Origin of the sequence: Enterococcus silesiacus (assembly GCF_001886225.1) — a bacterium.
Taxonomy (GTDB): domain Bacteria; phylum Bacillota; class Bacilli; order Lactobacillales; family Enterococcaceae; genus Enterococcus_L; species Enterococcus_L silesiacus.
The window spans coordinates 66,971-79,280 of the sequence record NZ_JXLC01000019.1; the positions used below are offsets into that span (position 1 = coordinate 66,971).

9 protein-coding genes are annotated in these 12,310 nt (G+C 35.7%); 8 read left to right on the forward strand and 1 reads right to left on the reverse strand.

Annotated elements, in window-relative coordinates; translation table 11 throughout:
- The first annotated feature begins 42 nt into the window (after positions 1–42).
- The 7 genes from RV15_RS12885 (at position 43) to RV15_RS12915 (ending at position 10,550) form a co-directional block, all read left to right on the forward strand.
- A complete protein-coding gene (locus RV15_RS12885; protein ID WP_071878435.1) occupies positions 43–1,905 on the forward strand; it encodes a beta-glucoside-specific PTS transporter subunit IIABC in 1,863 nt (620 codons plus the stop codon).
- 23 nt (positions 1,906–1,928) lie between these two features.
- Positions 1,929–3,335 carry a glycoside hydrolase family 1 protein gene (locus RV15_RS12890; RefSeq protein WP_071878436.1) on the forward strand — a complete coding sequence of 469 codons (1,407 nt, stop codon included), beginning with the start codon at positions 1,929–1,931 and terminating at the stop codon, positions 3,333–3,335.
- Positions 3,336–4,276: 941 nt separating this feature from the next.
- On the forward strand, positions 4,277–5,332 hold the full coding sequence (locus RV15_RS12895) for a coiled-coil domain-containing protein (RefSeq protein ID WP_071878437.1): 1,056 nt from the start codon (positions 4,277–4,279) through the stop codon (positions 5,330–5,332).
- Between the two features lie 18 nt (positions 5,333–5,350).
- Positions 5,351–7,117: a glucosaminidase domain-containing protein gene (locus tag RV15_RS12900; RefSeq protein WP_071878438.1), complete on the forward strand. Its 1,767-nt coding sequence runs from the start codon at positions 5,351–5,353 to the stop codon at positions 7,115–7,117.
- 24 nt (positions 7,118–7,141) lie between these two features.
- Positions 7,142–8,377, forward strand: coding sequence for a hypothetical protein (locus RV15_RS12905; RefSeq protein ID WP_071878439.1), 1,236 nt, complete (start codon positions 7,142–7,144; stop codon positions 8,375–8,377).
- 436 nt (positions 8,378–8,813) lie between these two features.
- Entirely contained in the window at positions 8,814–9,398 is a 585-nt protein-coding gene (apf, locus tag RV15_RS12910) for an aggregation-promoting factor (protein WP_071878440.1), read from the forward strand.
- A gap of 360 nt (positions 9,399–9,758) precedes the next feature.
- A complete protein-coding gene (locus RV15_RS12915; RefSeq protein ID WP_071878441.1) occupies positions 9,759–10,550 on the forward strand; it encodes an LssY C-terminal domain-containing protein in 792 nt (263 codons plus the stop codon).
- Positions 10,551–10,606: 56 nt separating this feature from the next.
- Here RV15_RS12915 and RV15_RS12920 read toward each other — a convergent pair whose 3' ends face one another.
- Positions 10,607–11,233 (reverse strand): YczE/YyaS/YitT family protein, encoded by a 627-nt coding sequence (locus RV15_RS12920; RefSeq protein WP_071878442.1) that lies wholly within the window; start codon positions 11,231–11,233, stop codon positions 10,607–10,609.
- 138 nt (positions 11,234–11,371) lie between these two features.
- Here RV15_RS12920 and yeiL point away from each other — a divergent pair, with 138 nt between their 5' ends.
- Entirely contained in the window at positions 11,372–12,052 is a 681-nt protein-coding gene (gene yeiL / locus RV15_RS12925; RefSeq protein WP_083429181.1) for a transcriptional regulator YeiL, read from the forward strand.
- Positions 12,053–12,310 lie beyond the last annotated feature (258 nt).

Below are 12,310 nucleotides of genomic sequence, written 5' to 3' on the forward strand. Positions count from 1 at the left end.
GGGCTGTTTTGGGTCTTTTTTACGTAGAAGGGATGAAAAAAGATGAACTATAAAGATTCAGCAAAACAAATCCTTGACTTAGTCGGAGGGGAACAAAATGTGCAGTCGATGACGCATTGTATGACACGCTTACGTTTTGTTTTACACAATGAAAGTTCCGTTGAAGATGCCCAGGTCAAAGAAGTACCAGGTGTGATGGGCGTGATGAGAAAAGGTGGACAATATCAAGTTATTATGGGAAACGATGTGGCATCTTATTATAAAGAGCTAGTAAAACTAGGACATTTTAGTAATCAAGCACCAACTGAAAACACTGGGGAAAAGAAAAATTTATTTGAGGCCTTTGTGGATGTGATTTCAGGTTGTATGTCACCGCTGATTCCTGCGATGCTAGGTGGTGGAATGATCAAAGTATTATTGATCCTACTACCATTAATGGGGATTTTAGATGACAGCAGCCAGACGTTTGCGATTCTATCGTTTTTTGGTGATGCACCGTTTTACTTTATGCCAATCATGCTGGCATTTACAGCAGCACAAAAATTCAATGTGACACCAATGCTGGCAGTCACAGTAGCGGGAATTATGCTGCACCCGAATTTTGTTGAGATGGTCAATCTTGGTGATCCAATCCAATTTCTAGGATTACCAGTAACGCTTGCTTCATATGGATCCTCTGTGATTCCAATTTTAATCATGGTTTGGTTAATGAAATACATTGAGAATTTCTTTGATAAAATTATTCCAAATGTAATCAAAAGCTTCACAAAACCATTGCTCATTTTATTGATTTCAGGGCTTTTGGCGTTGGTCGTAGTCGGACCGTTAGGAACGTTTGCAGGCCAATTATTGTCATCTGCTATTATTTGGATTCAAGGAAAAGCTGGTTGGTTAGCGCTAGGTTTAATGGCGGCCTTTATGCCATTGATCGTAATGACAGGTATGCACTGGGCTTTTGCCCCGATTTTCCTAATTGCTTCACCAGCAACACCTGATATTTTGATTCTTCCAGCAATGTTGGCCGCAAATTTATCCCAAGGTGCTGCAGCTTTAGCTGTTTCTGCTAAAACAAAAGATAAAAATTTAAAACAAGTGGCTGCGGCATCTGGTATTTCAGCGTTATTAGCAGGAGTGACTGAACCTGCACTGTATGGTGTGACCTTAAAATACAAAAAACCATTATATGCTGCGATGATATCAGGGGCAGTTTGTGGCGTGTATATGGGTATTACTGGGTTAGAGTCCTATGCATTCGCTGTGCCATCACTGGTCGCTTTACCTCAATTTATCGGGGGACAAGGCAATGGAAATATTATCAATGCAATCGTGGTAGCTGGGATTTCAATTGTATTAACATTCGTTTTAACATGGATCTTCGGGATTGATGAAGTAGAAAAAAACGAGGCAGAACAATCAGTTGAGATTTCAGCAGCTGTGGAAACAGGTAGTAACGACCCTAAAAAAATCTATGCACCGATGAAAGGGCAAGTGATTCCTTTAGAACAAGTGAATGACTCAGCATTCTCAGGAAAAATGATGGGAGATGGCGTTGCGATCATTCCAGAAGAAGACACGATCACAGCACCTTTTGATGGTGAGGTAACCGCGTTATTTCCTACAAAACATGCTATTGGTTTAACAAGTGAAAATGGCATCGAAGTTTTGATCCATGTAGGAATTGATACGGTAGAATTAGCAGGACAATATTTTACGGCTTTTGTTGAAACGGGAGACAAAGTAAAAAAAGGACAAAAAATTCTGTCAGTCGATTTTGCCAAGGTGAAAGAAGCTGGATATGATGCAACAACACCGATTGTTGTTACGAACACTGACTCATATATCGATATTGTAGCTAAAGAAGTAACTAAAACAAACAGTCAAGAGACGATTTTATATGTTGTATAAAAAAGAACAAAGGAGAAACGATTATGTCTAAATTTCCAAAAGATTTTTTGTGGGGCGGTGCCATTGCCGCTAACCAATGTGAAGGGGCTTATAATGAAGATGGCAAGGGACTAAGTGTAGAAGATGTTGCGCCCCATGGTTGGAAGGGGCTGCCGACAAGTGAACCAACCTCAGATAACATGAAACTAGTCGGCATCGATTTCTACCATCGATATAAAGAAGATATTAAGTTATTTGCTGAGATGGGGTTTAAAGTTTTCAGATTATCGATTGCTTGGTCACGAATCTTTCCACAAGGTGATGAACAGGAGCCGAACGAAAAAGGGCTGGAATTTTACGATAAAGTTTTTGATGAATGTCATAAATATGGAATGGAGCCATTAGTGACATTGTCGCATTATGAAACACCACTTCACTTGTCAAAAACCTATGATGGTTGGCGTAATCGTAAAATGATCGAGTTTTTTGAGCACTATGCCAGAACTGTTTTTACGCGTTATAAAGGAAAAGTAAAGTATTGGTTGACGTTTAATGAAATCAATTCGATTACACATGCGCCTTTTTTAAGCGGAGGCATTTATACACCGAAAGAAAAACTATCAAAACAAGACTTATATCAAGCAATTCATCATGAATTAGTAGCAAGTGCCAGAGCAGTAAAAGCCTGTCATGAGCTGTTGCCTGATGCTCAAATTGGTTGTATGATTCTAGGAATGCCTGTTTATCCATTGACACCAGCACCTGCTGACGTGCTAGCGTCGCTTCAAACTGAAAGAGAAAACTTCTTCTTTTCTGATATCCAAGTAAGAGGAGCTTATCCAGCCTACGCTAAGCGATTTTTCAAGGAAAATGATATTCATCTTGAAATTACAAGACAAGATCAACAAGATTTGCTAGAGACGGTAGATTTTATATCCTTTAGTTATTATATGAGTACGTGTGAATCCTCAGATCCGTCACTGGAAACAGGAGAAGGAAATATTTTAGGTGGGGTACCTAATCCTTATTTGAAAGCGAGCGAATGGGGCTGGCAAATCGATCCAGAAGGGTTGAGATACTATTTGAATATCTTATATGACCGCTACCAAAAGCCTGTATTTATTGTTGAAAATGGCTTTGGCGCAGTGGATGAGTTGATAGAGCTTAAAGATGGCACTAAAACTGTGAATGATGATTATCGTATCGATTATTTGAATGATCACTTAGTCCAAGTAGCTGAAGCACTTGAAGATGGCGTTGAGATCATGGGCTATACTTCATGGGGCTGCATTGATTTAGTCAGCTTTACAACTGCTGAGCTAAAAAAACGTTATGGTTTTGTTTATGTCGACCGGAATGATGATGGAACAGGTACTTTGAATCGTTATAAAAAGAAAAGTTTTAATTGGTATAAAGAAGTCATTGCAACAAATGGTCAAAATCTCGTTTGATTTTAAATAAGATGGACTAGAAAAGGTTATTTTACTCACACTGTCTATACGGTGGAAATGTGACTAGAAGAGATATAGCACCAACTCAATTAAGGTGAATTAATTATTTAATTACTTTATCTCTATAGTTAAGGTGGCAGAGTCCTTCATAAAATACGAAAAAATTGAGGATTTTATGTGAAAAAATGATGAATGATCAAAAAAACAATTACGAGTGTTTATTATTGTTAATTGAAATAATAACAAATGATAAAAGGTGTTAAATTCACTTTTTTGAATAATAATAATGAAATAAAAAATAAAAATAGAATTTTTAAGAAAAGTGGTTTCTTGTTTTAGCAGAAACCACTTCTTTTTTTAACATTTAACCACAGATTTTAAAATGGTATTATCCAATGGAGATGAAGGATTAACAGTGTTTATGAAGACGAGAGAAGGAAAAACTGTTTTTTTATGTTAAGGTATAAAATGAAATGGATAACCACTTTTTAAAATTCATATAATATGGTATATAAACAAAAGAAAAAAGATATTTATATGGATAGTGATGATAAAAAAACATGTTTTTAATTGGTTGTAAGTAAATATGTTTGAGAAATACAGTTGAGCATGATTTTAGTTTCCCGAAAATGAAAATAAACCGCCAATTCAGTTTGTTTGTTTAAGCTTTATCTGATAAAATAGAAAGAGGTAGGCATGTTTTTTGAGATCTATTGTACATTGTTTTTTATCAAACGAACTAGAAGGTGAATGAGCTACTGTTCATCTGCTAAAAAACACTTAGAAGTGAAGTTGATTATTTTTAGAATAAAAAAGTTACTGCACTTGTCACTATGGTTACATATAAGACAATTCACATATTTTACTTAGTATTTAGAGAGTTAGAACGATAAAAATAATCAAAAAGAGATAGCCCGATTTTTATAGAAGGAAGTGAGCATATGCTAAAAATTTTTGGCAAAGGTAAAAAAAGAAAAAAATATGAAGATTACGATGAATATGACGACGAAGATTATGATGATGAAGATTATGATGACGACGAAGACTACGACGATGATGAAGATTATGATGATGACGACGAAGACTACGACGACGATGACGAAGATTATGATGAAGAAGACGACGATGATGAAGAAGACGCTCGTTCGTTATTCTCACGCAAAAAGAAAAAGCCTGCACCTGCACCAGCTAGAAAACCAAAACCAAAGAAAAAGAGACCGCCAATCAATGAAGTTATTGATGATGATGAATTAGAAGAACTTCAAGAAGAAAATGATCAACTTCAAGGAGAACTTCGAGAGCTAAAAGCAGAGCTTCGCAAAAGTAAGAGAGAAATCACTCAATTACAAAATGAAGTAGAAGCAGCACGTGAAAATAGTGAATCATTGGAAAATGAGCTCTCAATGGTACAAGCTGTACCAAAAGATTACGATGCACGGATGGCTGAACTAGAACAAATAAGAAGTAAATATAACAGTCTATTGCGTGACAGTAATCGTCAAATTGATGAAACTGATTTAAACCGCAAAAAAGCGGAGCGCTTTGCAAATAAAATCAGACAATACGAGCAAGAATTATTGGCTAAACAAGAAGAAATCGACAAACTTACTGAAGATCGAATTGTGATCATGGCATCAGATATGCCAACAGATACAGGTGCTTATGAAGAGCTAGCCAAAGTTCGCCAAGAGTTAGAAAGTACAAAACGTCAGTTAGCTGAAAAAATGATCGATGTTGATCAGCAATTATCGAAAGAAGATATTGGTGAAGTGTTACTAGATGCGAAAAGACAAGCAAAAGAAATTGTCAACCAAGCGAATCAGCGTGTACAACTTATCAATGAAGAAACGAAGAAAAAAGCTGGCGTCTTAAAACGTTTAGAACGTGCTGAACAAGAATACCAAAATTATTATAAACGAATCAAAGATGTGAAGGAAGAATCAGAACAAGCATTCAACCAAATCATCAACTTAGTAAAAGAAGATTCAGATCAATAAGAAAGAGAGGACACAGAATTGAAAAAAAGAAATCTGAACAGTAAAAAGTTACGCTTATTAAGTGTAGGGTTGCTTACTTCAAGTGCTGTCCTTTCTGTTACCGATGTTCAACCAATTGTTGCAAAAGAAATTGATAATCAAGCAACTTCAGGTTCCGAAGAACATGAAGATGTAGCAATATTATCTTCAACTACGGAACATGAGACAACAGAAAGTACAGTAGAAGGATTAGAAACTAGCGCCTCTACGGAAACTAGCACAACTTCTTCGACCGAAGAATCAACAGAAGAGACAAGCAGTGACTCATCAAGTACAACAGAAGAGACTAGTTCTACAACAGATTCGACGACAAGTACTACAGATACAATAACAAGTTCAACGGATACAACGACAAGCACAACAGATACAACAACGGATTCAACGGAAACCTCAACTTCGTCGAAACCTAAACCGAGCAAACCAAAGCCAAAACCAAGTAAACCGAAACCAAAACCTGCGCCAAGCAGACCAACACCACCAGTTCAAGGACCGATCCAACAGCCGAGTATACCGACTCCGCAACCTAGACCCAATACTGGAACAACTGTTGGGATACCAACTGGGAACAATACTGGTGGAAGTTCAGCGAGTGGTTCAGATCAGGTATTCCATATCAGTCCTAACCTAACAACGAAAAGTTTTGTTAAAGTCATTGGTGAAGATGCTCGTACCATTGCTGGTGAGAACAATTTATACGCATCAGTGATGATTGCTCAAGCAATTTTAGAAAGTGCTTCTGGAAACAGTGCACTAGCCTCTGCACCAAATTATAATTTATTTGGTATTAAAGGAAGCTATGAAGGCGCCAGCGCCAACTTTCTGACGAGTGAAGACAATGGTTCTGGAAGTATGTTTACGATTCGTTCTAATTTTAGAAAGTATCCATCTTATAAAGAGTCATTAGGTGATTATGTGAAGCTCCTTAGAGGCGGAACAGATTCAAGTAGCTCTTTTTATAGTGGAACATGGAAGACCAATACGAAAACATATAAAGAGGCAACGAAGTATTTGACGGGGCGTTACGCTACCGATACTAGCTACAACTCAAAATTGAATGGTTTAATTGATGCGTATGATTTAACTCAATACGATACGCTAAAAGCGAATAAGAATACTAAAAAAGCTAAAAAAATCACATTGAACACTTCTTTTGATAAGTTAGAGAAAAAGGATGAGCAAAAAGATCAAACGTTTGAATATCTTACACATATTGTGAAAAAAGGTGAATCACTAAAATCAATCAGCGAATTATATAATATTTCTACGTTGGCAATTTTGGAGAAAAATCAATTAGATCGTCGGATGTTGTTTATTGGTCAAAAATTGAGTGTGCCAAAACAAGAAGACAAAACGACTGTAGTTCGAAAAGAAGAGGCAGTAGACCGTTCATTAGAGTTGGTTCAAAATTTATCTACCGCATTTACAGATAAAGAAACAACTAAAAAAACGGCAGCTAAAAAGACAACAACAACTAAAAAAACAACAAATGAAACAACAGCTAAAAAAGAAACAAAAGCAACAAGCGAAACAACAACTAAAAAAGAAACAAAAGATTATCAAGTAAGTGCAACTCGTAAGAAAACAAAAGAAACATATGAAGTGAAAAAAGGTGATACGTTAGCAAGTATTTCCAAGAAGACTGGTGTTTCAGTTTGGTCGTTAAAAGAGTGGAACGATCTGGATCAATACTTCTTAACGGAAGGACAGCAGCTAATTTTAGCGCCAGTTTATGATCTTCAATCGTAACCAACAAGAAAGGAGAACGGTTTAATGAATGATTATTTCGATGTGTTTTTCCATCAACAAGCAATCCCATTCACTCTAGGGACCGTTCTCTATCAAAAAGATAATACGGCAGAAATCGTTGAAGCGTGTGAAGCACTCTATGAGCGCTCAACTGGAGATTTCTTGACTTTTCGAGAGAATGAAGAACTCTCTCGGAAAGTTATTTCTGCGTCTATCAAAAAACATGTGGAAATTCAATTTTTTCAAGCTCAATTGAATTGGGATGTGTTGTTGGAAGAATTGAAAGAACTATTTCCGCAATTTATTTGGACAAAAATAGTTGAAGAAGTTGACGGTGCTTTTAGTACATACTTATGTGAATTAATACCAGTTTCTCTTAGTTCTGATGAAGAGCCACTTCAATTCATTGTTTCAGCTAGTTTAGAGCAGATGGGCTACTCCAAAGGTGAATCTGTCAGCAGTATCTTAGAAGCAAAATTGCTCTCTGTCTTCCAAGAAGAAGAAGAGCTGCCGTTATTCGGTGAAACTCTTAGCTTTCCAGTAGAAGTATCTATAGAAGAAACTGTTGAAGAACCAAGGAAGAGCAAACGCTCATTTCTAGACGATGATGAAATAGAAGTAGATGATGAAAGCTTTGACATTGAGCCGAATGATGAACTTGATACAAGGAAACTTGTTCCTCGTTCAGAGGAAAGCGAAGTCATTTTCTTAAAAGAAAGTTTAAAGCGAGAAAAAGCGTCAAAGGACCGAGTGCGGGTAGCAAAAGAAAAATTGGAGTACGAGCTGCTCGCCATCGAAAACAGTTTACTCGTTAGTGGATTAAAGAGATTTAAGAAGCATCAAAAAACGTCGATTGAGGAAGAAGATTGGTACAAACCTGTTCGGATCGACCTAATCAAGTATGACGATCTTTATAAAAAAGCAAAATTTATTGAACAATCATGGCGTTTAAATCGCCAATTGGTAACTATTACCGAAAAAATGACGGTAACAAAGGATCAATGGATCTACGAACGAGCACGAATTGAAAAAATCAAAAATAGTGTATCGGAAATGGATTTACAATCAATGATGGAACAATGTCATTTGATCAATGAGCGAGTTAGAATTCGCCCTGGTTTCTTATTTTTTAAACCAAGAGTTAAACTCTATCAAATTGATTATGAACAATTAGAGAAAATCAGTGCTTTTTTTGATATTATTCAAACCGAAAATAGGTTATTAGAATCCGTGATTGAACAAAAAGAGTTTGATGCGTAATCATCTATATGAAAAACAGGAACGCTAGGCAACTAGAATTGTTCCTGTTTTTTGCGTTTCATAAGGAAAGAAAAGAGTTGTTTCTGTGATTTTTAACAAGCTACTCTTCCTGGTTGTTACTGAGGAAATTGCTGATTAATATAGAAAAACAGCTAAAAATTTTGTAACAATTCCCGATTCTTGTAATATTACACTTGTTATTAAACGTAGCGCTAGATTAATTTCAGAAAAAATCTTGATTTATTTCATACATTGTTTTAGGTAAGAAGCCAGTACGAACAAGTGTTTCTTTCGTTGTATTTTACAAGCTGTCACGTAATGAAAACACTCGTAACCAATTGTCATTGTATCTTCACCTATGAAATATTTTTAGATGTTAAAGTATGCAAAGTCGATAAACAAACGACAAAAATATTTTTTACAAAGGAGAAACAACATGAAATCACTTAAAACGATTTTATTAGCAACAACTTTGACTGCAGGATTTGGCATTTTTATGGGAACGACTGACGCGCACGCTGATAGCTTATATACAGTAAAAACTGGAGATACATTATCTACTATCTCTCATCAATTCAGCGGAGACAATAGCATGATCGATTTAATCGCAAAAGATAATAATATTTCTAATATAAATATGATCTTTGAAGGAGAACAATTAACGATCAGAACGGCCGAAGAAGCAGTTCAAACACCAGCTCAGCAGGAGACGGCTCAACCAGTAGCACAAGAACCTGTACAAGAAACACCAGTACAAGCAGCACCAGTTGCACAAGAAGCGGCCCAAACAACTGCTGCAACAACTTCTTCAGCAAAAGAATGGATCGCTCAAAAAGAATCTAGCGGTTCTTACAGCGCTACAAATGGTAAATATATTGGTAGATATCAATTAGATGCTTCGTACCTAAATGGTGATTATTCAGAAGCAAATCAAGAAAGTGTAGCAGATAGCTATGTTGCAGGACGCTATGGTTCGTGGGAAGCAGCACAAGCTTTCTGGATGGCCAATGGCTGGTATTAATCAAAAAAATCACTATTATTTATAGAGCCGAAAGAAGCAGCCTGTTAAGGTTGCTTCTTTTTTTATGTAACAATCAATATGTTAATAGGCGACTTTATCTCAGAAGTGAGTATAATTTAATTAAATGAATACTATTCAAGAAAGGATGAAGAAAATGACTGGCTTTTATAAAAACTCAAAACAAGAGCAAGCTTCACTGCAGCAATCAAGCCAAAATCGTTATTAATATGACAGAAGCAGGTCTGCTAGATGTGAGTTCGGATAGCTATTGTGTCAAATATATCTTTTAAGAGGACGGGCTAATACCGTACAAGCCTGAGTTAGATGAGCGGCAATTTGTGAATGGAGGGGAATTTTTAAATGAAAAAACAAACGCTATTGAATAGCATCTTTAGGTTCTTACGGTTTGCTTTTATCATCTTTTTTGGTTATGTCGTTTATAGGTCATTATTTGCAGAAATTTTAACACGGAAAATCCATATTTTTTTATATATTCTTGTATGGTTATTTAGTTCTTATTTAGTTTTACCGTTTATCAATAAACTAATGACGGGTCGTTATTTACCAGATTATTTTATTGGACGTTCTCGAACAAGTGATGGACTGCTTGGCGATCCAATCAATCTAGCTTTTATAGGATCTAAAGCTGAGCTAGAGCAGCTATTCATAAATGCAGGTTGGAAGAAAGCAGAGGCTTTATCTTTACGTTCTAGTTTACACATGGTCACGGCCAGTGTGTTTAAAAAATCCTATCCAAGTGCACCCGTTAGTTCGCTCTTTTTATTCAATAGGAAACAAGATCTAGCTTTTGAAAAAGAGATCGAAAATAATCCAAGAAGAAGGCACCATGTCCGTTTTTGGCAAACGCCTGATAACTGGTATTTACCAGGAGGAAAAGCAGCAGACTGGCTTGGTGCTGCAACGTATGATAAAAAAGTTGGTTTTTCTATTTTTACTGGACAAGTCACACATAAAATCAATTCGGATATTGATCAAGAACGAGACTTTGTTTTAAATACATTCAAACAATCGAAGCAATCGGTTTCCATTGAAGTAGTCGAGCACTTTACAACAAGCTATCATGGACGCAATGGTGGTGGAGATGAAATTTTTACTGATGGTGCCTTGCCATTTATCAAGGTAAATAAATAAAGGAAAAGCGAAAGAAGAGATGATCAAAAAGGGTTCTTTCGCTTTTTTTATGATGTTTAATTTTTTTCATTGAGTAAGTAAGCCTCAAAATGAACTTTGGTGAAAGAAATGACTCCAGACAACAGTAGCAGACTAATCAGTGTGCCTTCTCTTACGAAAATCGGCAAATCATAAGTTAGAGAGAGAAGCAAAGAAATAGTCACTGAAAACAGATCAATGCCATATCTGAATTTAGCAAAGGTATAGCCCGTCAATTCTGATAAAGCAATGCAGACGCTTTCGATTGGAAATGGCAAGACACCAAGGGAAATCACGATTCCTGTAGCAAATCCAGCTAGGCAAGTGCCAAAAATAAATACAACTAATCGAAGAAAATAATTCTCCAAGTTTAATGGTGCTAAAATTGTATAAGAAAAAAAGTTGATGATACTACCTAGACACGCTATTGAAAGGAACATTAGTAGATACTTCAAGTAATGCTTGTTCTTTGATAGCAACATAGAAAAAAGCAAAAATAGGCAATTCAATAAAAACGTAATTGTACCAACCTTAATATCACTGATTGAAGCAATAGCAACATTTAATGAATTGAAACTACTGACGCCGATGTCCGCTTTTAAAGTCAAACTGATGCCAATACCGCTGAGTGTATAAAAGAAAAGCGAAAACAAAATTTTAACCATGATAATCCTCCTAAAGTTAAATCCTATTCGGTCAGCTAAGACATAGTAACCTGGATAGGAAAATACTATTTCTTAGTAGTAATTTAACGGATTTTCAGTCATAATAATAGGAGATATCTCACATTTTAAGGAGGAAAAATGAAAATATATCCTATTGACAACATAGCAGAATTAATTAACAAGCCAGCCATCAACTTGTCTGACTACTTTGCGGATACATTCTTAAAACAAGCTCAGATTTTTGTTTATGAAAAAAAAGAATACATTATTCGCGTTGATAAACCAATAGAACATCTTTTTCTTTTAATTGAAGGCAGAGCAAAAATCTATAAAATCCATGAAAATGGTGGACGTTCCCTGATTCAATTTCTTGGCAAAGGGGATTTTATAGGCGAGCTGTCTCTATTAGAAGTTGAAGATCAGGTCAAAGACGTACAAGCAATTGATCATTGTGTGTGTATAGCTTTACCCTACCATAAAATGAAAAAAGCCTTGTTAAATGACAATCACTTTTTGAAAATAATTGCTAAATATTTAGGAAAAAAAGTGTTGTTAAGAGTCGAACATTTTTCAAATAATCAAAATTATGAGCTAAAACATCGCTTAGCAACGTATATGTTGCAAACTGAAGTTCAGGGCATGTATGCTGAGAAGCAAACAGAAACAGCTGAATTTTTAGGTGTAAGCTACCGCCATTTGATGCACACACTTAATGAGTTTCAAAAAGCAGGGTTAATTGTAAAACAGGGGAAAGCTTATCAAGTGAATCGAGAGAAACTAAACGAGTTGGCTATAGGGGCATTGAATAAAAACACATAGTTTTCGTATTGCTATTGACACAAATGTATACAAAATAGTCAAAATATAAATAATCAAATCAAATGAAGTACTCTGTAGACATTACGGAGGACTTCATTTTTTACTGTGTTTCATTAATTTGTTCTATTTGTCTTTTTTTATCTAAAAAATAAATTTTTTCCTCGTTTTTTTAATAATAAAAAAGTTGTTTTTTTTTATAATATTAATGAAAGGAATAATAATAAAAAAATCCTATTCTAAATAAGAACAGGAAATCAA

What these genes read in the sequence shown, in the direction of transcription:
- RV15_RS12885 (WP_071878435.1), top strand. Translation starts at nt 43, where the DNA reads ATGAACTATAAAGATTCAGCAAAACAAATCCTTGACTTAGTCGGAGGG.
- RV15_RS12890 (WP_071878436.1), top strand. Translation starts at nt 1,929, where the DNA reads ATGTCTAAATTTCCAAAAGATTTTTTGTGGGGCGGTGCCATTGCCGCT.
- RV15_RS12895 (WP_071878437.1), top strand. Translation starts at nt 4,277, where the DNA reads ATGCTAAAAATTTTTGGCAAAGGTAAAAAAAGAAAAAAATATGAAGAT.
- RV15_RS12905 (WP_071878439.1), top strand. Translation starts at nt 7,142, where the DNA reads ATGAATGATTATTTCGATGTGTTTTTCCATCAACAAGCAATCCCATTC.
- apf (WP_071878440.1), top strand. Translation starts at nt 8,814, where the DNA reads ATGAAATCACTTAAAACGATTTTATTAGCAACAACTTTGACTGCAGGA.
- RV15_RS12915 (WP_071878441.1), top strand. Translation starts at nt 9,759, where the DNA reads ATGAAAAAACAAACGCTATTGAATAGCATCTTTAGGTTCTTACGGTTT.
- RV15_RS12920 (WP_071878442.1), bottom strand. Translation starts at nt 11,233, where the DNA reads ATGGTTAAAATTTTGTTTTCGCTTTTCTTTTATACACTCAGCGGTATT.
- yeiL (WP_083429181.1), top strand. Translation starts at nt 11,372, where the DNA reads ATGAAAATATATCCTATTGACAACATAGCAGAATTAATTAACAAGCCA.